Below are 20,607 nucleotides of genomic sequence, written 5' to 3' on the forward strand. Positions count from 1 at the left end.
GCTAGTGGGTCGCGGCGTGGTCGTGGTCGTGATCGTCCCCTTCGAGGGCCGCGTCGAGCGTATCGAGGTTCCGCAGGTGGTCGCGCTCCTCGAACTCCTCGACCGCGTCGAGGAGGTCCTGCTGGGTCAGCTCGCGACGGTCGCTGACGAGGGCCTCGAGGACCGCCTCGCGCAGGACGAGTCTGAGATCGCTCCCAGTGAGCCCCTCGGTCTCGGCCGCGACGGCCTCGGGGTCGAACTCCGCGATGTCGAGGCGCTCGGTGACCAGCCGAAGGATGTCCGCGCGCATCCCTTCGTCCGGCCGCGGGAAGTTGAGGATCTCGTCGAAGCGGCGCCAGGCGGCCGTATCGAGTTCGTCGGGGTGGTTGGTCGCCCCGATGAGCAGGACGTCGTCGCGGATCAGGCTGATCTCGTCGATGGACTTCAACAGCGTGTTGACGGCGCGCTTGATGGCGGCGTGCTCGTCGCTAGTGCGTGTTTTCGCCACGAAGTCGAACTCGTCGATGAAGAGGATACACGGGGAGAGTCGCTTGGCGACCTCGAAGACCTTCTCGACGTTCTTCGCGGTCTCGCCGAGGTACTGGCTGGTGATCATCGAGAGTTTGACCTCGACGAACGGGAGATCCAGCTGATGGGCAAGCCCCCGCGCCGTCGACGTCTTGCCGGTCCCCGGCGGGCCGACGAACAGGAGCTTCCCGATCTCGCGGAGACCGATCTCCGCCAGGTAGTCGCGGTGCTCGATGGCCTTCGCGACCTTCGTGACCTCCGTCTCCTGCTCCTCCGTGAGGACCAGATCGTCGAGAGTGACCTCGATCTCGGCCGGGGCCCGGACGTCCACGAGGTCGAGCATCTCCTCGTCCTCCTCGTCGAAGTACTCGTGGAGCAGGCCGTCGATCCACTGCGGATCGGCTTGCACCGGTCGGTTCTCGGCTCGGGCCGCCTCGTAGTCGACCGCGAAGCGATCGTCGTCCTGGAAGTGGTAAGCCAGCACCGGGTTCGCCTGGACGCGCTCGTCGTCGGCCCGCTCGGCGTACCACTCGATGGCCATCTCGTCGTCCGTGAAGCTGAGCTGCCCGGAGAAGGTGTCGCGTTCGGTGAACATCTGGCCGGAGATCTCCGCCCAGGGGTCCTCGATACCGCTCGCCTCGGCCACATCGTCCTCGTCGAGACGCGGGGGACGGGAGACCCCGTCACCGGACCAGATCGCCATCCGGATCGCCGGCGGAAGATCGTTCTCGTCGAGGTTCGTGTGTCGATCGTAGAGGCGTGCCGTCAGTAGACATTCGACGACATCCAGCGCCCTGTCGTTCATCGTTTAGAGTTGCTAGCCCGGACGGTTAAGAGCGTCGGGAGTCCTCGGCGACGAAGAAGACGAGCGGTCGGCTGTGGAGATACCCCTGGTGGGTGACCCGTTCGTACCCGTCGAGCCGATAGCCGACCTCGTCGGCGTCCTCCTCGAGGGCGATGACCACCGGCGGCGGATTCTCGTCGAGTCGCGAGAACGACGTCGTACTCGAGACGTTGGCGTCGTACAACGTGAAGTACCACGGCAGCGGTAGCCGCTCGAACCAGCCGTCGTACCCACCGGTCTCGATGTCGTGGGTCAGCGTCTGGTGTTCGTCGCCTTCCGCGTAGAACTCGTCCCCGAAGAAGATGACGTCCACACCCTCGTTCGCGTCGGCGATGGCCGCTATCTCGTCGAGCGTCGGTTTCATATCGCCAGCTGGTTGGGCGTACTGCACGAGTTCGTTGTCCGGCGACTGCGGCGCGAGATAACTCGTCGAGACCGTCGCGCCCGCCGGCACGCTGGCGGCGAGCAACAGGACGACCGCCGCGATGGCGACGGTCGTTCGGTCACCGGACTCGTGTGCGGACCGGAGGTTGCGATAGACGAGCGAGAGCCCGACAGCCGCCGGAATCGCGAGGGGAACGAGAACGTGGACGGCACTCCAGGGGGCCTTGATGTCCGAGACGATGGCGTACCCCACGATACTGGCCATGCCCCAGTAGAAGGCGAACGCGACCAGGTCCCGAGGTTCGCGCTCGCCGTACCGGTCACCGACGAAGCCGACGATGGAGAACGCGAACGTGGTCGCTCCACCGACGAAGACGACACGGAGGAGGTGACCCAGGTACTCCACCGTCGAGTGTTCTTGCATACTCGTACTGCCCCAGAGGTCGAGGAACTCCTCCGTCGTGCCCATCGTCGCGGCCTGGAGGACCGAGGGGAGCTGGACGGGGTTCGCGAGAGCCTGGTAGAGGTCCGGTTTCGGCGCGTAGAAGGCGACGAAGACGACGGCGAGTTCGACTATGCCGACGACGATGGGAGTCTTCCATCGCCAGAGTCCCCGCCCGATGGACAGGAGTTCGCGTTTCGCCACGGCGACTGGGTCCGCCTCACGATACCGGGCGCCCAACAGCCGATAGTCACCGAGGAGCACCAGCGCACCCAGCCAGGCGATGGGGTACAGCAGGACGTTCTCCTTGGTGGTCGCCGCCAGACCGTACAGCGGCGCCCCGAGGAGGAGATAGCGTGCCTTCCCCGTGTCCATCGCCCGGACGAACAGGCCGAGTGCGGTGACGGCGAATGCCGCCAGCAGTACGTCGTTGCGCATGAACCGCGAGTAGTACACCAGGACCGGGTTCCCGGCGAGGAGCAGGCCCAGGGCGATGACCTCCGTGTCGCGCAGCCGAGAGCGGAACAACAGCGCGGCGAGGGGGAACAGCCCGCCGACGACCGCGACAACCAGTCGGGCGGTGAAATCCGAGGGGCCGAGGACGGAGAAGACGACCCCGTTGACGTGCGGGAGGAACGGGCCGTGGATGATCGGCCGATACTGCCAGGCCTCGACGGCCATGTAGTGCAGGATCCAGTGGGCGACCCGCGCTTCGTCCTGGTGGGCGACGCGGGCACCGAGCCACGCGACTCTGAGGAGCAGGGCGACCGCTACGACGAGGAGAAGGGCGACTGGAGGACGCCGGAGATGCCGCAACCGTCCCATTGGGACAGACTATCCCTCCATCGAAATATACGCTTTCTGTTGTCGAGACCGAGGGTCGTGCTGTCGTCCGGAACGGGCACGCGCCGTCCCAAACACCTATCGGGGCGGCCGTCCAATCGAAGAACCACATGGACGCAGAAGACATCCAGGCGATGCTCGAGAAAAACGGTGAGGTAATGGTGGCAGTCACGGAGTTCGACGTACCACTCGAACTGCACCTCCACGACACCGAGGTCACCGAGGACATGGTTCGCCTCGAACTCACCGACGGCAAACTCAAGTTCGACGTCGACGAGGTCGTCGGCGCCTGGCAGCACACCCACTCGCTGGCCGACTTCGGCCTCGAGTGAGCGGCTAACCACTCGCGGTCCCCGACCGCAGAGACCCGCTCGACGACTCGAATCGGCCGATAAACCGCTCGCGGATTGCGAGGGGTTCTGTTGGCTTTATTGTGGTGGATTGCCCACCACTGGGTATGCCATCCGAAACCACACCGGTCATCGCCGAAGCGGTCCGGACACCACAGGGCAAAGAGGACGGGGTCTTCGCCGACACTCGAACCGAGGACCTCTCGGTCCCGCTCATCGATCACATCCTCGAGACAAACGGCCTCGAAAGCGAGGACATCGACGACCTCATGTGGGGCGTCGCCAACCAGAGCGGCGACCAGGACAACAACGTGGCCCGGGTCATCGCCCTCCTCTCGGAGTTAGGTGAGAGGACGCCCGCGACCACCATCAACCGCTGGTGTGCCTCCTCGATGCAGTCCATCATGTCCGCCAGCGACGCCATCCGTGCCGGTCAGCGCCAGGCCATCATCGCCGGCGGGGCCGAGAACATGTCGCGTGTGCCCATGCAGGCGGGCTACGAGCACCTCCACCCGGCGCTCAGCGAGCACTACAACGTCCCCGAACTCCAGATGGGGATGACCGCCGAGGCCGTCGCCGAACGCTACGACGTCTCCCGCGAGGAGCAGGACGAGTACGCCCTGCAGAGCCAGCAGCGGGCCGCGGACGCCACCGATTCCGGCAGATTCGACGACGAGATCCTCCCCATCGAGACCGACGACGGCCTCGTCGAGGAGGACGAGGGCATCCGCCGAGACACGACGATGGAGGCCCTCCAGCAGCTGCCGACCGTCTTCAAAGGCGACGGCACGGTCACGCCCGGTAACGCGTCGCAGATCTCCGATGGTGCGTCGGCGACGCTGGTGACGAGCGAGGCGTTCGCCGAGGAACACGACCTCGAGATCATGGCCTACGTCGGCGACCACAACGTGGCCGGCGTCGACCCCCGCGTGATGGGTATCGGGCCGGTACCAGCGACCCGCGGCCTCCTCGAGCGCACCGGCGAATCCATCGACGACTTCGACCTCGTCGAGTTGAACGAGGCGTTCGCCTCACAGACCGTCTACGCGCGAGACGAACTCGGGATCGACAACGACATCTTCAACGTGAACGGCGGGGCCATCGCCCTCGGCCACCCGCTCGGGGCGAGCGGGGCACGCCTGCCGGTGACGCTGCTCCACGAGATGGAAAAGCGGGACGCAGAGAAGGGGCTGGCGACGCTCTGTGTCGGGTTCGGTCAGGGCGGCGCGATGACGTTCGAGCGGAAGTGAGTCGGTCGGCGGTTCGGGTACGGACTCCGAGGAACCGATTTTCTCGCACGGTTCGATAGCAGAATCGGGAGCCCGAAGACAGCATCAGTGACAGGACTCGATTGCCTCTTTGACCGCGTCGCGCTGGCCGACGAAGGTGAGGTGATCGCCTCGTTGGAGCGTGAAATCCGAATCGGGCATCTTGTTCTCGTCCCCCCGGCTGACCAGCGCGATGATCACGCCTCCCGGGAGGCGGTCGTCGAGTTCACCGATGGTCTTCCCGACGAGCGAGGAGTCGGTGAGTTCTGCTTCCTGGACGTCGCCGGTTCGACCCAGTTCGGTCATCCAGTTGGCGAGCGCCGGGCGTTCGATAAGGTTGTCGATACCCCACGCGGTCGCCATCGCCGACGAGACCGTTCGAACGCCGAGGTCCTCGAACGCATCCACGTTGGCAGGGTTGTTCGCCCGGGCGATGATCGTCTCCACGTCGAATTTCGCCTCCGCGAGTTGGGAGACGAGGAGGTTCACGTCGTCGTCACCCGTGGCGGCCACGACGATCTTCGCCCGTTCGATCCCGGCGTCCCGGAGTTCCTCGGTATCCGTCCCGTCGCCGTGGTGGACTGTGAACCCCAGGTCCCTGGTCGTTTCGAGCATCTCCTGGTCCTGTTCGACGATCACGACGTTTTCGCCGCGCTCTTCGAGACGCTCGGCGAGCGCCCGGCCGACGGTACCGCCGCCGATGATGAGTACACGCATGGGTATGATGTCGAGTCGGTCCGCGAGTGGACGGGCTAGACTGCCTTCGACGACCACGGTCAAGAAGATGACGAGGAAGACGACGCCGACCAGCACGCCCGCCGCGTCCTCCCGGCCGATGGCCTGTAGCTGGACCGCGAACAACGTCGCGACGGAGGCCGGGATGATGCCGCGCGGTCCGACGAAGCTCATGAAGAGCCGTTCGTTGAACAGCAAGCGCTCGCCGTGGGTCGAGGCGAGCACACCGATCGGTCGGATGACGAGGGCGACGGCGGCGGCGATGGCCAGGCCCGGTATCCCCAACCTAATCAGGTCCGCGAAGGACAGGAGCGCCGCCAGGGCGATGAACACGAACGAGAGGACGATCAGCGTGATGTCGCCCTTGAAGGATTCTATTTCGGATTCGTATGGGAGATCGGCGTTTCCGAGCAACATCCCGGCCGTCGCCACGGCGGCGATGCCAGCCTCGCTCGCGAGTGTATCCGCGGCCCCGTAGGCCACGAGGGCCCCAGCGAGCACGATCAGGCGGGCGTGCTGCGGGGCGTTGTTCGGCGAGAGATCCACGTACCTGAGGGCGTACCATACGATGGCCGCGACGAGCATCCCGACCACGATGCCGATTCCCAGCCGTGAGGCGAAGTTCCCGACGAGCGTCATCGCCGGTTGGTCAGGATTCACGACGACCTCGAAGACGACGATTGCCAGGATGGCGGCCGTCACGTCGTTGACGACCCCCTCCGTCTCGAGGGCGGCACCGACGCGGTCCCGGACGGGCACGACCTCCAGAATCGGCGTGATGACCGTCGGCCCGGTCGCGATGAGCAACGACCCCACGAGGAAGGAGACCCCCCAGTGGACGTCCAAGAGGAAGTGAACGACTGTTGCGGTTCCGGCCAGGGCGACGACAGCGCCGACGGTCACGAGTCGGATCGTCGCCCCTGGAGACTCCCTGAGTTTCGATATCTTGAGGTGAAACGCCCCCTCGAAGACGATGATAGCCACCGAGAGGCCGACGATGGCCGACAGCGCCCCGAAGGAGTCGCTGGTCACGAATCCGATTCCTTCCGGCCCGAGGACGACCCCCGCGGCCAGCAGGAAGACGACACTCGGAATCTGTAATCGGTCTGCGAGCACCTGGGCTGCGACCCCGATGGCGATGATGGCAGCGACGGTCGGTATCACCGGTGAACTCATCGAACGCACTCCAGTCCTGCCATTCCAGAACCACGTTGTGAGTGTACGACGTTAAAAGGGTTGGAACCGAACCGTGCCAGCATCGATCCCGTTTCGACGGCTGGAATGGCTTCCTGGAGGGGCGCGGGGCCGTCGTTCGTCTACTCCTCTTCGTAGATCATGTTCACCTGATCCGCGTACCGGTCCAGGATGTTCCGGCGTTTTTTCTTCATCGTGGGCGTCAGCATCTCGTTGTCCTCGGTGAACTCCTCCGGGACGATGCGGAACTGCTTGATCTGCTCGTACCCCTCGAATCCCTCGTTGACCTCGTCGACCTCCGCCTGAATGCGTTCCTCGACGGCGTCATCCCGGCAGATTGCCCGGGGTTCGTCGGGTAGATCGATGCCTTCCTTCTCGGCCCACTTGCGGACGCCCTCGAAGTTGGGAACGATGAGCGCACTCACGAACTTCTGGTCGTCGCCCATCACGAAGGCCTGCTCGACGAGCGTGCTCGGCGCGAAGGCGTCCTCGATGGGGCCGGGGGCCACGTTCTTCCCGGTCGAAAGCGTGAGGATGGACTTCGCGCGCTCAAGGAAGGTGATGTAGCCGTCCGAGCGCAGGTCGACGACGTCGCCGGTCCGGAACCAGCCGTCCTCGGTGAAGGCCTCCGCGGTCTCGTCGGGGAGCTGCCAGTACCCCTGGAAGACGTTGGGGCCCTTGACCAGCAGTTCGCCGGCGGTCCCGTCGGCATCCTCCAGTTGCTGTGGTGAGGCGATGGACTCGTCCACTCTGACCGCCTCGTCGATGACCGGCGGTCCGATGGTCCCGACCTTTGGCTCCTCCGGGGGGTTGACGCTGATCACCGGGGCGGTCTCGGTCAGGCCGTAGCCCTCCAGGATGGGCAATCCCATACCGTGATAGAGCGAGCACAGCTCCGCCGAGAGGCTACCGCCACCGGAGATGAAGAACTCGATGTTGCCGCCGAGGGCCTCCCGTACTTGCGAGAAGACGAGGCGGTCCGCGATGGCCCGTTTCAGCGAGAGGAGCGGCCCCGGTGAGTCGGCCAGGTGATAGTCCTGGCCCACCCCGGTCGCCCAGTGGAAGATCCGCGCCTTCACTGGCGATTCGGTGGCCTGCTCGCGGATGGCGTCGTAGAGGCGCTCGTAGACCCGGGGGACGCTTGTCCCCGAGGTCGGTTTGACGAGCTGGAAGTCCTCGCGGAGCGTGTCGGGGTCCTCGGCGTAGCAGACGTGTGCCCCGCTCGCGAACTGCAGGAAGTGTCCGGCGAGCCGTTCGAAGACGTGCGCCAGCGGGAGGAAGGATAGGGTCCGCGAATCGCTGGTGATGGCCGGGACGTCCTCGTCCTTGTCCGGGCGCGGGGCGTAGCGGGCACGGGTCTGGTTGACGTTCGACCGGAAGTTCCAGTGGCTCAACTCGACCCCCTTCGGCTTGCCCGTCGTCCCGGAGGTGTAGATGAGACTCGCCAGGTCCTCGACGTCCCGGTCGTCGATCCAGGACTCGTACGCGTCGGGATCCCAGGCCGCCTCGCCCATCTCGTACAGGTCGGCCATCGTGTAGATGTCGTCGCGTCCCTGGTCGTCGACTTCGTCCATCGCCACGACGAACTCCACGTCGAGGTCGTCTTCGACCGCGAGTACCCGGTCGAGCATCGACTGGTTCTCCACCACGACGCCCATCGACCCGGAGTCGCCGAGCAGGTGTCTCGTCTGGCGCTCCGAGGAACTCGCGTAGACGGTCGTGATGATGGCGCCGACCGAGAGGAGCGCGAAGTCGGTCTGGGCCCATTCCATGCGCGTGTGCGAGAAGATTCCAACCCTGTCGTCCGCTTCGACGCCGAGTTCGCGAAAGCCGGCGGCGAACCTGCGGACGAGGTGGCGCATCTCGTCGTAGGTGAGCTCCGCGAACTCGCCGTCCGGTGCCGGGTCGAGGACGCCTGGCGTCAGCGTCCGGTCGTAGATACCTCCCTTGTAGCCCTGGGCGGGATTGTCTGGATGTCGGGCCGCCGCGTCCTCGAACATCCGGGCGAGGGTCGTCTCGCCGATCACCTCGTCGTCGTACTCGCGCTCCGCCTCTTGCCAGTCCATGTCATGCACCTACGCGTCATTGCTCTTAAGATATCGTAAAACTCCACGAACGTTCATTCCAGTTTCGGCCGACGCCTTGATCGTCCCCCAGGTGCCCTCCATCTCGTTGTTCTCGACGAAGTGCTCGACCACTGCGTCCTCGTCGTCCAGTTCCTCGAGGCGGGCTTCGACGGCCTCGACCCAGTCCACGATGACCTGCTCGTACTCCGCGAGGGTGGCCTGTGGATCCTCGTCGACCGGCCCGAAGTGTGGGTAGAGCAAGACCTCGGGGTTCAGGTCGGCGACGGTCTGGACGTCCTCGAGGACGAGTTCCAGGTCGAAGTTCGGCGGCGGCGAGGTCTCCCGAATCCGGTCCTGCTCGGGGACCCAGATGCCCGCCGCGTCGGCGACGTAGACCGCCGCGTCCGCCGCCTCGTGGAAGACGACCTGGTGGGGGGCGTGTCCCGGAGCGTGGAGTGCCGTCAGTTCCCGATCGCCGAGGTCGATGACGTCCCCGTCGGTGAGTTCCGTGATCCGGTCCTCGGGAACGGGTTTCGGGTCGGTGTAGAACTGCCACTGCTCGCCGACTGCGGCCTTCGTCCCCTCGACGAGTCTACTCGGGTCGACGAGATGGGGCGCGCCGATCTCGTGGACGTAGACCTCGGCGTTCGGCGCGGCCTCGGCCAGGAACCCCGCCCCGCCGGCGTGGTCGAGGTGGACGTGCGTGGGCGCGATGACCTCGAGGTCCGCCAGGTCGATACCCACAGACTCGATGGCGTCGGTGACCCGCTCCCAGTGTGTGCCGATACCCGTGTCCACGACCGCCGGTCGCTCGGCGTCGACGATGTAGACGGCGCCGTACTCCGGGGTGTCGTACATCCCGGTGTCGACGTAGTAGACGTCGGTGGCCGATTCGACTTCGAAGACCTCGACAGGTGCCATTGCCCGACATGGCGGGCCGCGGCGGCAAAAGGGTTCGGCAGTCGGCGGCGCCGGACGGCGCCACCCGGCTCACGCATCGCTCGTCCCTCGCTCCCCGCTCGCTCATCCGGAGATGCCCTGCGGGCATCTCCCGTCCGATACGGTTTTGCCACACCCACCAGAACACACGCCCAATGATTTCCAGGCAGTATCTCCGCGACCACCCCGACGAGGTCCGACAGAACCTCGCGGACCGCGGCGTGACCGACGTCGACCTCGACGCCGTCCTCGAGGTCGACGAAGCGTGGCGCGAGTTGAAGGCGCGTGGCGACGAACTCCGCCACGAACGAAACGAAGTGAGCGAGCGCATCGGCGAACTCAAGCAGGCGGGCGAGGACGAGGAGGCCGAAGCGGCCATCGAGCGCTCCCAGGACCTCAAAGCGGAGATCGAATCGGTCGAGGAGCGGGCCGACGAGCTCGAAGCGCAACTCGAACGCCACCTGCTCGAGATCCCCCAGATGCCCCAGGACGACGTCCCCGTCGGCGATGACGAGGCCGACAACGTCGAGGTCCGCCGCTGGGGGTTCGACGACCGCCGTGAAATCCCCGACGAGGTCGAACCCCACTACGACCTGGGCGAGCGCATGGACATCATCGACGAGGAGCGGGGTGCGAAGGTGAGTGGCTCTGGCTTCTACTTCCTCAAAGGGGACGGCGCCAGACTGGAACACGCGCTCATCCAGTTCATGCTCGACGTCCACCGCGAGCAGGACTACGTCGACGTCTTCCCACCGATCCCGGTCAACTCCGAGGCCATGACCGGCACGTCACAACTGCCGAAGTTCGAGGAGGACATGTACAAACTGGAAGGTGACGATCTCTGGCTGTGTCCCACCGCCGAGGTCCCGGTGACCAACATGTACGCCGGCGACGTCCTCCTCAAAGAGGACCTGCCGGTCAAACACCAGGCGTACACGCCGAACTTTCGGCGGGAGGCGGGCGAGCACGGTACCGAGACGCGAGGCATCGTCCGGGTCCACCAGTTCAACAAGGTCGAACTCGTCAACTTCGTCGAACCCGAGAACAGCGACGAACGACTCGAGGCCCTGCTCGACGAAGCCGAGGAAGTCATCCGTCGCCTCGGACTCCCCTACCGCATCCTCTCGCTCTGTACCGGCGACCTGACCTTCGCCTCGGCGAAGACCTACGACATCGAGGTGTGGGCACCCGGTGACGACATGCCCGACGGCCCGGACGAGGGCGGACGCTGGCTCGAGGTGTCGAGCGCCTCGAACTTCGAGGACTTCCAGGCCAGGCGGGCCGGGCTCCGCTACCGGCCAGAGCGCCACGAGAGCGCGGAGTACCTGCACACGCTGAACGCCTCCGGGACGGCCATCGGTCGCGTGATGGTCGCCATCCTCGAGTACTACCAGAACGAGGACGGCACCGTGACCGTGCCCGAAGTCCTCCGCCCGTACATGGACGGGCAGGAAGTCATCGAGGGCCACGAACCGCTCGGCGAGAGCGCCGTGGGTGCGGGCCGTCGGGACTGACCGGGCCGTCGCGCCGAAAACCGTTACCCCGTGGACCGAATAGCCCCGGGTGTGGACGTACACGTCAGGTACGAGGGCGACGACGACCCCGAGAAGTGCACGGCACGGAAACTCTCGCGGTTCGACATGGCCGACCTCCACCGGTCGAATCGCGGGACGCCGTACGGGGTGGTCCTCGACCCCTTCGCCGAGCAGGCGCTGTCGCCGGCCGATCGATCCATCGCCGACGTGCTGGTGGCCCTGGACGTCTCCTGGGAGACGGCGGAAGCCGAAGGGGTCGCCCTGCCCGGAGAACACCGCGCCCTGCCGTACCTGGTCGCGGCGAACCCCGTGAACTTCGGACGGCCGTTCCGGCTGACGACCGTCGAGGCGCTCGCCGCAGCACTCGTCATCCTCGGCGACCGCGACCACGCCGAGTCGCTGCTCTCGAAGTTCACGTGGGGTGAGACCTTCCTCGAGTTGAACGAGGAACCGCTCCGCCGGTACGCCGACTGCGAGGACTCGCGCGAGGTGGTCGCCATCCAGGAGGAGTACCTGCATCGCGGCACAGCGGAGTCGGTAGAGTAGAACCGGGAAACGGACACGAACACGGTTGGTAACGCTTAACCGCGCCCCGGTCGAAGGCGAGGTAATGACAGAGACCATGTCCGTCGAGGACCGTCTGCTGGGCAAGCAGATCTGTATGCGGTGTAACGCCCGCAACCCGAAGGGTGCAAAACAGTGTCGCAAGTGCGGCTACAAGAAGCTCCGACCGAAGGCCAAAGAACGGCGTGCGACGTAATCCGGTCGGGTAGCACCGGGCCCACTCGCCTACTCTCGCCACTCGCTCCGGAGTACCGCGTAGTCGTGGACGTCGACGTACTCGCCCTCCACGAAGGTCGCCTCCCTGTGGACTGCTTCGTGTCGGAACCCGAGTTTCTCCCAGATGCGCTTCGAGCCCTCGTTCGGGTCCAGAACCCTCGCGACCACGCGGTGGATTCGTCGCTCCCTGAACGCGTAGTCGGTCAGGAGACGGCTCGCCTCGGTGCCATACCCCTCGTTCCAGTGTGATTTCGCGAGGACGATCCCGATCTCCGCCGAGCCGAGCAGCTGTGGATCCGGTGTGAGTCCGACGGTGCCAACAGGACCATCGTCGGTGACAACGAGGAGGTTCGTCTCGTCGTCCGAACTGACCTGTTCTTCGAACCACTCGCGCTCCTGGTGCCCGTTGATCGGCTCGAACCGGGAGACGTACCGCCGGACGGTGGGATCGTTGATCGTCTCCTGCAAGAAGGGGATGTCCGCCTCCTCGATAGTGTGGAGGGCGACGCCGTCGCCGTCGAGAAATATCGGCCCGGGCATATCTACTGCTGTGGGGGATGGAATATATCACGATTGTGGATGGCGATGGCGACAGACCGCATGAGTTCCCATCCAGTGGGAACGACCGAGGCGGTTGATTTTTCACCCTGACGTACGCAGCATAGGGAATGTTAGAACCCGCTCCGAGCACTGACGCCGCTGCCGCGCTCGCCGCCACCCAGCTACTCGCCCACCTCGTCATCGCGCTGGCTGCGGTCATCTTGCTCGTCTACCTCTACGCGTATACGGAGTACGTGGCCGTCGGCGCGGCGCGCAAGCGGATCTGGTATCTCGCCATCGCGACTGGCGCAGCCTTCCTCTACGGATCGTCCGGCGTGGTCGCGCTCTGGACCGGGATGGAGTGGCCGGCGGTCTTCTCGGAGGGTGCCACGCTCTTTTTCATCCTCTTTCTCGCACTCGGGTTCCGTGCGATGTACTTCTCCTGTCGGCGGGGCGGGGAGACCGGCGAGAGTCCGCTCCCCGAGTGGGCCGACTACCTCATCATCGCCGCGTTCATCGTCGCCTGGTGGAGTGGGTTCCTCTACGTCCACGCCTGGACCGGACTCGTCGTCAGCATCGGGTGGGTGGCCGCCTCGGCCTGGGCGCTCTGGTACGCGGTACTGGTCGTCCGACGGCACGAGGGCACGAGCATCGCCGCGATGACCCGCCACCTCTTCCCCGCCGTGGTGGCGTTCACCGTGACCGTCCTGGCCGACCTGGCCATCGGGTCGCTCACGGAGTACGAATCGCTGGTCGCGGCGACGTGGATCATCGGGACCGTCCTCGTCGGCGCGTTCCTGTTCACGACCGCCGTCGCCATCCGCCAGCAGGGTGGCGAGGTCGAGCGGATGTACGACTGGACCACCTGGCGGACGGGTGGCCGCCGGAACGACTGATTACTCCTCGGGGTACTTCGGTTCCCGGCGCTTGGCACGATCGAGCGCCCGCTCCACGACGGACCGCACGTCACCCTCGAAGGTCCCACCGTGACCGGCATACATCGCCTCGACCGAGTCCGGCAGCCGGTCGAGGAGGCGCTCGATACTCTCGATGAGCGTCGACCGGGACTGTCCCGGCTGGTCGGTGCGGCCGAACGAGCCACCCGTGAAGGCCGCGTCGTCGTGGACAACGACGTCGCCCGAGAAGAGCGTCGTCTCGGAGACGAACGCGAGGTGGTCGTCGGCGTGTCCGGGTGTGTGAACCGCCTCGAACCGTTCGTCACCGATGTCGAGGTGGTCGCCGTCGACCAGAGCCTCGGTTCGCCGAGGATGGTCCGCATACGCGTATACATCCGGCGAGAAGGCGTCGACCACGGAATCGAGTTCCGCGACGTGGTCGGCGTGCTGGTGGGTGACGACCACGGCGTCGAGGGCCGCCCCTCGGTCGCGGATAGCATCGATAGTGCCAGGCATCGCACCGGGGTCGATCAGGACCGTCCGGTCCCCCTCGACGAGATACGCGTTGCTGGTGAAGACGTCCGCATCGACGGCCAGATTGACGACGTTCATAGCGGCCGTAGGGGGTCCGTTCGGAAAAACGTCGCCCGGGCGGGCAATTTTAGTGGTGTCGGCACATACCTACCAGTAGATATGGGCTTTGGGAGTTACGATGAATCCGAACAGGAGCGACAGTCGCTCGATTCGGACGATATGGACGGGGACGAAGGGGTAGAAACGGCTGAATACGAACACGAGGGGGACGTCGACTTCGAGATCGGGGCATCGAACGACGAACTGCTCGACAAACTCAAAGACATCAAGGAGTAACCGCGGTGAAGCCGGGTGTCCGGGCGCTCGGTGTCGCCGAGTCGTATCGCGGCAACCGTTCGACGCTGGCCGGCGTCGTGGTGACTGCCGCACGGGCCGTGGACGGATTCGAATTTTCTTCCTGTACAGTGGGTGGACTCGACGCCACCGAATCGATCCGTGACCTCTACAGCGACCTCGACAGGGACGATATCCGCTATCTCCTCCTCGCGGGGGTTGCACTGGCGTGGTTCAACGTCGTCGACCTGCGGGCCCTGTCCCGGGTTGCGGATCGGCCCGTCATCTCGGTCACGTTCGAGGAGAGCGACGGACTCGAACCGGCGCTCCGCCGGGAGTTCGACGGAGACGCACTCGACCGGCGGCTGGCGGCCTACCGCTCGCTACCGGACCGACGAGCGACGACCGTCAACGGGGAGACGGTCTATATCCGGGCCGTCGGTATCGGCCAGGAAGAAGCGGCCGACGTCGTCGAAGCGTACACGCCGGCCGGCGGGCGGCCGGAGCCGGTCCGCGTGGCTCGCCAGGCCGCCAGGGCTGCTGATCGGTTCGTCCGGCGAACCACCGACGCTTAATCCGTCCGACCGCGTGAGGAGGGACATGGAGCAGGACGACCTGGTCGTGACCGAGTGCACGCGCTGTCCGGCCCTCGTCGAGTCGCGAAGCCGCATCGTCAACGGGGTCGGCCCTGCCGACGCGGCGATCCTCTTCGTCGGCGAAGCGCCAGGACAACAGGAGGACGCCGATGGGGAGCCCTTCGTCGGACGGAGCGGGAAGATCCTCGACGAAGTCCTCCGGGACCATGGCCTGGACCGGTCGGTAGTCCGGATCACCAACAGCGTCCGCTGTCGGCCGCCGGACAATCGCGACCCGACAGCGACAGAGCGGGCGAACTGTCGGCCGTACCTCGACCGCGAGATAGCCGCGGTGGACCCGGCGGTCGTGGTCACCCTCGGGAAGGTCCCCAGCGAAAACCTGCTCGACCGGTCGGTCGCCGTGACGAGCGAGGCCGGCACCGTCGAGTCGGTCGCTATCGACGACCAGGTCCGGGACGTGATGATCTGTGTCCATCCGGCGGCCACGCTCTACGACCGGAGTCAACGCGGGACCTTCGAGCAGGTCATCGCCGACGCCGCCGAGCTGGCCGGCAACCCCCGCAGCGACCAGGCGAGTCTCGGGGAGTTCTGAGCGGCAGTGTCGCCGCGACGGAAAGGGCCAAGGCGCCGAATCAAGTAGGACTGAACATGAGCCAGCAGTCCCCCGAACAGACCGCCACGTCCGTGATGGTCGTGGACTACGGCCTGGGGAACCTCCGGAGCGCGACGCGGGGCCTCGAGCGGGCGGGCGCGAGCGTCACCATCTCCGACGACCCCGCCGACCTCCAGGACGCGGACGGCATCGTCCTGCCCGGCGTCGGGGCCTTCGGCGACGGCATGGAGAACGCCGGGCCGTTCCGCGAGGACCTCGTCTCCGCTGCCGAGGACGGCGTTCCCATCCTGGGCATCTGTCTCGGGATGCAGATGTTGCTCACCTCGAGCGAGGAGGCCGAGCGGGAGGGACAGGGCGACGTCCAGGGCCTCGATCTCATTCCCGGTCGGAACGTCCGGTTCACGGGTAACCAGAAGGTGCCCCACATGGGCTGGAACGACCTCTCGGTCGAGCGAGCGCACCCGCTCGTCGAGGGTGTCGACGGGGGATACGCCTACTTCGTGCACTCCTACTACGCCGAACCCGACGACCCCACGACGGTCGTCGCCACGACGAAGTACGGCGTCGAGTTCCCGGCCGTCGTCGCCAACGAGGCGGGGAACGTCTTCGGAACGCAGTTCCACCCGGAGAAGTCCGGCGAGACGGGGCTCCGCGTCCTCCAGAACTTCGTGGATATCGTCGCCGACCAGTAGCGACCCGGTATGGTGTGCGAACAGGCGATCGATGGATAGCACCGGTGTAGTTGCCGATCGGCTATGACCCGGAGCGGGTGATCACACTCCCGCCTCGTTCGCTCCGGGGCAGTGTTCAGGGCATGGACGCAGGTGGCCCTGGTTTCGTATTTGAACCCTGGGTCGCCCCGCGTTACAGAAACTCCCTGACTTCCGAGTACCACATGTCGTGGCGGTCGATCTCGTCGATCCGCTCGGCGATATCGACCGCGATGGCGTGCCAGCACCGCTGGGTCGGGTCCGCAGGGTCGAGGTTGTATTCGCTGTCCTTGCAGGTACACTCCCCGTCCTCGACGATGTACTCGTCACCGTGTCCCACGACCACCGTGAAGTCACGATACTCCTTCACCCGTCGCTCGGTGACCGCCTCGATGGCCCGCTGTCCGCGGTCGCCGTGGACATCGAGAATCTCCTTTACGATCGCTGGCGTGAGTGCACCGGCCTCGGCGAGTGCGTCGCGCCAGTCCTCGACGGTCGACACGACCCGTCCTTTGCAGGGGAGGGCTAAAGTCGGTACGGTCGATTTCGTGGTAGACCTTGTCAAAATAGTGTGATAATACTCTTCCCCCCATATAGTCATTATTAATCATTAACTTTATTCGGTACTTCCCCGACCCATTGGATGCAATGGTACATCACGCAGGAGACGGACGCCAGACCCGACGAACAGCCACCCAACCGCCGAACGACCAGCGACGACCCACGATACCATGTCAACCCGATACACCGACATAGAGAACACCGGCCTTCCGGCCGTTCCCGACCTGCGCACCGACGCCGAAGACACCGACGACCGGTACGAGTACCTCGCCGAAGCCGTCTGGAGCCACCGGCAGACACTCGACCAGCCCACTGATCCTCGATCACGATGACCGACGATATCGCTTCCCTGGGGGAGACGGACTACACCCGGCGTGACCTCGACAACACCGCTGGTCGCGAACTCCGCGACCGGTTCGACGAGCAGGACTTCGTGTTCGCCCCGGGGATCTATCACGCACTCGACGCCCGACTCGCGGAGATGGCGGGCCTCGATGCCGCCTACATGTCCGGGTACTCGACCGTGCTCGGTCAGTTCGGCTTCCCGGACCTCGAGATGGTCTCGATGACCGAGATGGTCGAGAACGCAAAACGCATCGTCGAGGCGACCACCCTGCCGGTCATCGCGGACGCCGACACCGGCTACGGCGGCATCCACAACGTGCGACGCACGGTCAGGGAGTACGAGAAGGCCGGCGTGGCCGCGATCCACATCGAGGACCAGCAGACGCCCAAGCGCTGTGGGCACATCGCCGGCAAGGAGATCGTCTCGCGCGAGAAGGCCGTCGCCCGCTTCGAGGCGGCCGTGAACGCCAGGCAGTCCGAGGACACCATCATCATCGCCCGGACGGACGCCTATGGCTCCGCGAACGGCGACTGGGAGGAACACCTCGAGCGCGGCCGCCTGTACGCGGACGCGGGGGTCGACATCGTCTGGCCCGAGATGCCCGACCCGTCCCGGGAGGACGCTGTCGAGTACGCCGAAACCATCCACGAGACTCACCCGGACCTCCGACTGGCGTTCAACTACTCCTCCTCTTTCGCCTGGTCCGAAGAGGAGGATCCGCTCACGTTCCAGGAACTCGGCGATTTGGGGTACGAGTACATCTTCATCACCCTGTTCGCGCTGCACTCCGGCGCCTACCACGTCTACGAGGACATGCAGAACCTCGCCGAGAACGACGAGACGGCCCAGTTCGACCTGGAGGAGCGGTATCTCGGCCACGCGACGGAGAGCCACCACGAGCTCTCCCAGGTCCCACTGTACCAGGACATCGAGGGTCGTTTCGACCGGGAGGCCCGAGAACGGATGGCGAACTCCGAGGGATTCAGCGGGGACCGCGAGGAGACGGTCATCTCCACGGACGATTGAATTGCCGAAGGGCCCACAATTATGAACCAGGCAACTGCAACCCTTCGAGGACGATGAGTACCGAACGAGATCACGACAGAGCGTTCGTGCGAAGCTTCTTCACCACGCCGACGGCGGTGGAGGGTGAAGCGGACTCCGCGAAGATGCTGCGACGTGCAGCCCAGCTCCGCGGCATGGAGGCCCCGGACGTCTGGGTCCCGGACAACGAGGACGCGACCGCACCGTCGATGCGAGACGAGGGGGTCGAGAACATCGTCGAGGTGGTCACGGCGCACGGCGAGGACGTGCCGGCAGAGATCCACCCGCGGGTAGTCTGGCACCGCGATAGCCCGGCCACGCGGTACCGCGGCTTCCAGCATATGCTCGAGATAGCCGACCCCGAGGACGGCGCGGGCGAGCAGATCGACGGGTTCGTCATCCCGGAGGTCGGTGGCATCGACGACTGGAAGAAGGCCGACGAGTTCCTGACCATCGTCGAGACCGAACACGGCATGGAGGAGGGGAGTCTCGCCATGTCCGTCATCGTCGAGAGCGGGGCCGCCGAACTCGCCATGGGGGACCTCCGCGAGGAGATGGGTCGACCGGAGAACAACCTCGAACGGCTGTTCCTCCTCGTCGACGGCGAGGTCGACTACACGAAAGACATGCGCGCGATGACCCCGACCGGCGGCCTCCCACCGTGGGCCGAACTCCGGCACAACACCTCCCGGGCGGCCAGCGCCGCTGGCCTGATCGCGATCGACGGCCCGTACGACGACATCCGCGACGTCGAGGGCTACCACGACCGGATGGAGGACAACCACGCGAAGGGGATGCTCGGCATCTGGGCGCTCACGCCCGGCCAGGTCGTCGAGGCCAACACCGCACCGCTCCCGCCGGAGGAGGGCTACTGGCTCCTCGACGCGGACGGCCGGGAGGTCGAACTGCGCCCGGAGGACGGCGTCGCGACCTACGACGGCGACCGCATCGAACTCGAGGCGACGGACGACGGCTACCGCCTCGGTGTCGGCGGCGACGACGAACATCTCGACGACGAAGACCTCTCGGACGCGATCCTCGACCTCGTGGAGTACGTTCCGAGCCTGGACGACGTCGTCGACTCCATGGCGGAGTTCGAGGCCGCGAAGGAGGCGGGCAAGGGCGCTATCGCCATGACGCAGGCGGTGACGCTGCGCATCGACGGCATCGAAGTCGATATCGAAGCGGACCGGATGTGGGACGAGGCCACCTACCAGGCCGCCAGCACGCCCATCGCCCTCTTCAAAGACGTCTACGAGAACCGGCCGGACCAGCACGAAGCACTCGAAGAGCGTTACGGCGCGTCGGTGGTACAGCGGGCGACTGCCGTCGGGAACTGAGTCGCGACCGACGACCGAAACCCGGACGTTTTTCGCGCCGCGGCGACCAGCCACCGTATGGAGGTCACCGAGGGGACGGTCACGGTCGCGGTACCCGAACAGTCCGGCGACGCGCGGACCGAGGACGTGTTCTTCAATCCGGACCAGCAACTCAACCGCGACCTGACGGTGGCGACCCTGAGTGCCTACCGGGAGCGAGAGCCGCGAGCCGAGAGCTACTTCGACGCGATGGCGGCATCGGGGATCCGCGGCGTCCGCGCGGCGGCCGACGGCTGGACGGTGAGCATGGCCGACGTCGACCCGGATGCGGTCGACCTCTGTCGAGAGAACCTGGCTCGCAACGACCTCGACGGGACGGTCCACTACCAGGACGCGAACGCCGTCCTCCACGACGCCGAGACCGTCTTCGACGTCACCGACCTGGACCCGTTCGGCTCCCCCATCCCCTTCGCCGACGCGGCGTTCGCCAACACCCGGGACCTGGTCGCGGTCACGGCGACCGATACCGCCCCACTCTGTGGAGCCCACTTCGCGAGTGGTAAGCGCCGGTACAGTGCGGTCCCACGGAACACCGAGTATCACCCGGAGATGGGACTGCGGATTTTGCTCTCGGCGCTCGCCCGGACCGCGGCCCGGTACGACGTGGGTGTCACCCCCATCCTCAGCCACGTCAGCGACCACTACGTGCGAACCTACCTCGACCTCTCCCACCGCGCGACCGACGCGAACGAGTCCATCGACGCTCTCGGGCACGTCTATCACTGCCCCGAGTGTCTCCACCGGGAGCACGAGTATGGCCTGACAGCCGATCCGCCGGCAGAGTGTCAGGTCTGCGGTGGAACGGAGGTCCTGACTGCGGGACCGGTCTGGCTCGAACAAACGCACGATCCGGCGTTCGTGGAGGTCGTCCGCGGGGAACTCGACGAGACGATGGCAACGGCCACCCGTGCCGACCGCCTCCTCGACCGCCTCGCCGGCGAACTCGACGTGCCGATGCACTTCGACCAGCACCGCCTCTACAAGCGGTGGAGCGAACCGGCCATCGCGATGGACGACTTTCTCGAGACGCTCAGCGACGCCGGTTTCGAGGCCTCGCGCACCCACTACGACGGGACGACGTTCAAGACGACAGCCAGGGTCGACGAGATACGGGCCGCGCTGCACTGACGGCGGGACCACCCGACTATTAGTAATGGCCAGTCAAACG

Annotated in this window: 22 protein-coding genes; 14 read left to right on the plus strand and 8 right to left on the minus strand. The window is 65.8% G+C overall.

Annotated elements, in window-relative coordinates:
• Position 1: 1 nt before the first annotated feature.
• Positions 2-1,312 (minus strand): ATP-binding protein, encoded by a 1,311-nt coding sequence (locus HSRCO_RS13125; RefSeq protein ID WP_259518093.1) that lies wholly within the window; start codon positions 1,310-1,312, stop codon positions 2-4.
• 25 nt (positions 1,313-1,337) lie between these two features.
• Complete coding sequence (locus HSRCO_RS13130; RefSeq protein WP_259518094.1) at positions 1,338-3,002, minus strand: flippase activity-associated protein Agl23; 1,665 nt, start codon at positions 3,000-3,002, stop codon at positions 1,338-1,340.
• A gap of 128 nt (positions 3,003-3,130) precedes the next feature.
• On the opposite strand from HSRCO_RS13130, the gene HSRCO_RS13135 reads away from it, so the two are divergent.
• Positions 3,131-3,352, plus strand: coding sequence for a hypothetical protein (locus HSRCO_RS13135; protein WP_259518095.1), 222 nt, complete (start codon positions 3,131-3,133; stop codon positions 3,350-3,352).
• A 125-nt stretch (positions 3,353-3,477) separates the two neighbouring features.
• A complete protein-coding gene (locus tag HSRCO_RS13140) occupies positions 3,478-4,620 on the plus strand; it encodes a thiolase family protein (RefSeq protein WP_259518096.1) in 1,143 nt (380 codons plus the stop codon).
• A gap of 84 nt (positions 4,621-4,704) precedes the next feature.
• On the opposite strand, the gene HSRCO_RS13145 is transcribed toward HSRCO_RS13140, so the two are convergent.
• The 3 genes from HSRCO_RS13145 to HSRCO_RS13155 all read right to left on the minus strand — a co-directional run bounded on the left by HSRCO_RS13145 (position 4,705) and on the right by HSRCO_RS13155 (position 9,554).
• Entirely contained in the window at positions 4,705-6,549 is a 1,845-nt protein-coding gene (locus HSRCO_RS13145) for a cation:proton antiporter (RefSeq protein WP_259518097.1), read from the minus strand.
• 140 nt (positions 6,550-6,689) lie between these two features.
• Positions 6,690-8,633, minus strand: a complete 1,944-nt coding sequence (locus tag HSRCO_RS13150) for a long-chain fatty acid--CoA ligase (protein ID WP_259518098.1) — start codon at positions 8,631-8,633, stop codon at positions 6,690-6,692.
• 9 nt (positions 8,634-8,642) lie between these two features.
• Positions 8,643-9,554, minus strand: a complete 912-nt coding sequence (locus HSRCO_RS13155) for an MBL fold metallo-hydrolase (protein WP_259518099.1) — start codon at positions 9,552-9,554, stop codon at positions 8,643-8,645.
• Between the two features lie 173 nt (positions 9,555-9,727).
• Between HSRCO_RS13155 and serS the strand changes: the two genes are divergently transcribed.
• The 3 genes from serS to HSRCO_RS13170 all read left to right on the plus strand — a co-directional run bounded on the left by serS (position 9,728) and on the right by HSRCO_RS13170 (position 11,867).
• A complete protein-coding gene (gene serS / locus HSRCO_RS13160; RefSeq protein ID WP_259518100.1) occupies positions 9,728-11,086 on the plus strand; it encodes a serine--tRNA ligase in 1,359 nt (452 codons plus the stop codon).
• Between the two features lie 51 nt (positions 11,087-11,137).
• The gene (locus tag HSRCO_RS13165; protein ID WP_259518101.1) at positions 11,138-11,653 is read left to right on the plus strand and encodes a DUF367 family protein; all 516 of its coding nucleotides are present in this window, start codon (positions 11,138-11,140) and stop codon (positions 11,651-11,653) included.
• Positions 11,654-11,717: 64 nt separating this feature from the next.
• Entirely contained in the window at positions 11,718-11,867 is a 150-nt protein-coding gene (locus HSRCO_RS13170; RefSeq protein ID WP_259518102.1) for a 50S ribosomal protein L40e, read from the plus strand.
• A gap of 29 nt (positions 11,868-11,896) precedes the next feature.
• On the opposite strand, the gene HSRCO_RS13175 is transcribed toward HSRCO_RS13170, so the two are convergent.
• Positions 11,897-12,427, minus strand: a complete 531-nt coding sequence (locus HSRCO_RS13175; RefSeq protein WP_259518103.1) for a GNAT family N-acetyltransferase — start codon at positions 12,425-12,427, stop codon at positions 11,897-11,899.
• Positions 12,428-12,555: 128 nt separating this feature from the next.
• Between HSRCO_RS13175 and HSRCO_RS13180 the strand changes: the two genes are divergently transcribed.
• On the plus strand, positions 12,556-13,323 hold the full coding sequence (locus tag HSRCO_RS13180; protein ID WP_259518104.1) for a hypothetical protein: 768 nt from the start codon (positions 12,556-12,558) through the stop codon (positions 13,321-13,323).
• Here HSRCO_RS13180 and HSRCO_RS13185 read toward each other — a convergent pair whose 3' ends face one another.
• Entirely contained in the window at positions 13,324-13,935 is a 612-nt protein-coding gene (locus tag HSRCO_RS13185) for an MBL fold metallo-hydrolase (protein ID WP_259518105.1), read from the minus strand.
• Positions 13,936-14,016: 81 nt separating this feature from the next.
• Between HSRCO_RS13185 and HSRCO_RS13190 the strand changes: the two genes are divergently transcribed.
• From HSRCO_RS13190 to hisH, 4 genes are read left to right on the plus strand one after another with little or no spacing between them, the layout of a single operon-like run.
• Entirely contained in the window at positions 14,017-14,193 is a 177-nt protein-coding gene (locus tag HSRCO_RS13190; RefSeq protein WP_259518106.1) for a DUF5786 family protein, read from the plus strand.
• Between the two features lie 5 nt (positions 14,194-14,198).
• Positions 14,199-14,765 (plus strand): DUF99 family protein, encoded by a 567-nt coding sequence (locus tag HSRCO_RS13195; RefSeq protein ID WP_259518107.1) that lies wholly within the window; start codon positions 14,199-14,201, stop codon positions 14,763-14,765.
• Between the two features lie 25 nt (positions 14,766-14,790).
• The gene (locus tag HSRCO_RS13200; RefSeq protein ID WP_259518108.1) at positions 14,791-15,378 is read left to right on the plus strand and encodes a uracil-DNA glycosylase family protein; all 588 of its coding nucleotides are present in this window, start codon (positions 14,791-14,793) and stop codon (positions 15,376-15,378) included.
• Between the two features lie 56 nt (positions 15,379-15,434).
• Positions 15,435-16,091 (plus strand): imidazole glycerol phosphate synthase subunit HisH, encoded by a 657-nt coding sequence (gene hisH, locus HSRCO_RS13205; RefSeq protein ID WP_259518109.1) that lies wholly within the window; start codon positions 15,435-15,437, stop codon positions 16,089-16,091.
• Between the two features lie 172 nt (positions 16,092-16,263).
• Here the strand turns inward: hisH and HSRCO_RS13210 are convergent, their stop codons facing one another.
• Positions 16,264-16,611 (minus strand): hypothetical protein, encoded by a 348-nt coding sequence (locus tag HSRCO_RS13210; protein WP_259518110.1) that lies wholly within the window; start codon positions 16,609-16,611, stop codon positions 16,264-16,266.
• Positions 16,612-16,840: 229 nt separating this feature from the next.
• On the opposite strand from HSRCO_RS13210, the gene HSRCO_RS13215 reads away from it, so the two are divergent.
• The 4 genes from HSRCO_RS13215 to HSRCO_RS13230 are packed head-to-tail and all read left to right on the plus strand — an operon-like array spanning position 16,841 to position 20,567.
• A complete protein-coding gene (locus HSRCO_RS13215) occupies positions 16,841-17,002 on the plus strand; it encodes a hypothetical protein (protein WP_259518111.1) in 162 nt (53 codons plus the stop codon).
• Complete coding sequence (locus HSRCO_RS13220; protein ID WP_259518112.1) at positions 16,999-18,042, plus strand: oxaloacetate decarboxylase; 1,044 nt, start codon at positions 16,999-17,001, stop codon at positions 18,040-18,042. The genes HSRCO_RS13215 and HSRCO_RS13220 overlap by 4 nt, the downstream gene beginning before the upstream one ends.
• A gap of 53 nt (positions 18,043-18,095) precedes the next feature.
• Positions 18,096-19,400 (plus strand): malate synthase AceB, encoded by a 1,305-nt coding sequence (gene aceB, locus HSRCO_RS13225; protein WP_259518113.1) that lies wholly within the window; start codon positions 18,096-18,098, stop codon positions 19,398-19,400.
• 57 nt (positions 19,401-19,457) lie between these two features.
• A complete protein-coding gene (locus HSRCO_RS13230; RefSeq protein WP_259518114.1) occupies positions 19,458-20,567 on the plus strand; it encodes a tRNA (guanine(26)-N(2))-dimethyltransferase in 1,110 nt (369 codons plus the stop codon).
• The last annotated feature ends 40 nt before the right edge of the window (positions 20,568-20,607 follow it).

This window comes from Halanaeroarchaeum sp. HSR-CO, from assembly GCF_024972755.1.
In the GTDB taxonomy this organism is placed as follows: Archaea; Halobacteriota; Halobacteria; order Halobacteriales; family Halobacteriaceae; genus Halanaeroarchaeum.

Bases quoted from the DNA above. Each gene is read 5' to 3' on its own strand.
- HSRCO_RS13125 (WP_259518093.1), bottom strand. From the start codon at position 1,312: ATGAACGACAGGGCGCTGGATGTCGTCGAATGTCTACTGACGGCACGC.
- HSRCO_RS13130 (WP_259518094.1), bottom strand. From the start codon at position 3,002: ATGGGACGGTTGCGGCATCTCCGGCGTCCTCCAGTCGCCCTTCTCCTC.
- HSRCO_RS13135 (WP_259518095.1), top strand. From the start codon at position 3,131: ATGGACGCAGAAGACATCCAGGCGATGCTCGAGAAAAACGGTGAGGTA.
- HSRCO_RS13140 (WP_259518096.1), top strand. From the start codon at position 3,478: ATGCCATCCGAAACCACACCGGTCATCGCCGAAGCGGTCCGGACACCA.
- HSRCO_RS13145 (WP_259518097.1), bottom strand. From the start codon at position 6,549: ATGAGTTCACCGGTGATACCGACCGTCGCTGCCATCATCGCCATCGGG.
- HSRCO_RS13150 (WP_259518098.1), bottom strand. From the start codon at position 8,633: ATGGACTGGCAAGAGGCGGAGCGCGAGTACGACGACGAGGTGATCGGC.
- HSRCO_RS13155 (WP_259518099.1), bottom strand. From the start codon at position 9,554: ATGGCACCTGTCGAGGTCTTCGAAGTCGAATCGGCCACCGACGTCTAC.
- serS (WP_259518100.1), top strand. From the start codon at position 9,728: ATGATTTCCAGGCAGTATCTCCGCGACCACCCCGACGAGGTCCGACAG.
- HSRCO_RS13170 (WP_259518102.1), top strand. From the start codon at position 11,718: ATGACAGAGACCATGTCCGTCGAGGACCGTCTGCTGGGCAAGCAGATC.
- HSRCO_RS13175 (WP_259518103.1), bottom strand. From the start codon at position 12,427: ATGCCCGGGCCGATATTTCTCGACGGCGACGGCGTCGCCCTCCACACT.
- HSRCO_RS13180 (WP_259518104.1), top strand. From the start codon at position 12,556: ATGTTAGAACCCGCTCCGAGCACTGACGCCGCTGCCGCGCTCGCCGCC.
- HSRCO_RS13185 (WP_259518105.1), bottom strand. From the start codon at position 13,935: ATGAACGTCGTCAATCTGGCCGTCGATGCGGACGTCTTCACCAGCAAC.
- HSRCO_RS13190 (WP_259518106.1), top strand. From the start codon at position 14,017: ATGGGCTTTGGGAGTTACGATGAATCCGAACAGGAGCGACAGTCGCTC.
- HSRCO_RS13200 (WP_259518108.1), top strand. From the start codon at position 14,791: ATGGAGCAGGACGACCTGGTCGTGACCGAGTGCACGCGCTGTCCGGCC.
- hisH (WP_259518109.1), top strand. From the start codon at position 15,435: ATGAGCCAGCAGTCCCCCGAACAGACCGCCACGTCCGTGATGGTCGTG.
- HSRCO_RS13215 (WP_259518111.1), top strand. From the start codon at position 16,841: ATGTCAACCCGATACACCGACATAGAGAACACCGGCCTTCCGGCCGTT.
- HSRCO_RS13220 (WP_259518112.1), top strand. From the start codon at position 16,999: ATGACCGACGATATCGCTTCCCTGGGGGAGACGGACTACACCCGGCGT.
- aceB (WP_259518113.1), top strand. From the start codon at position 18,096: ATGAGTACCGAACGAGATCACGACAGAGCGTTCGTGCGAAGCTTCTTC.
- HSRCO_RS13230 (WP_259518114.1), top strand. From the start codon at position 19,458: ATGGAGGTCACCGAGGGGACGGTCACGGTCGCGGTACCCGAACAGTCC.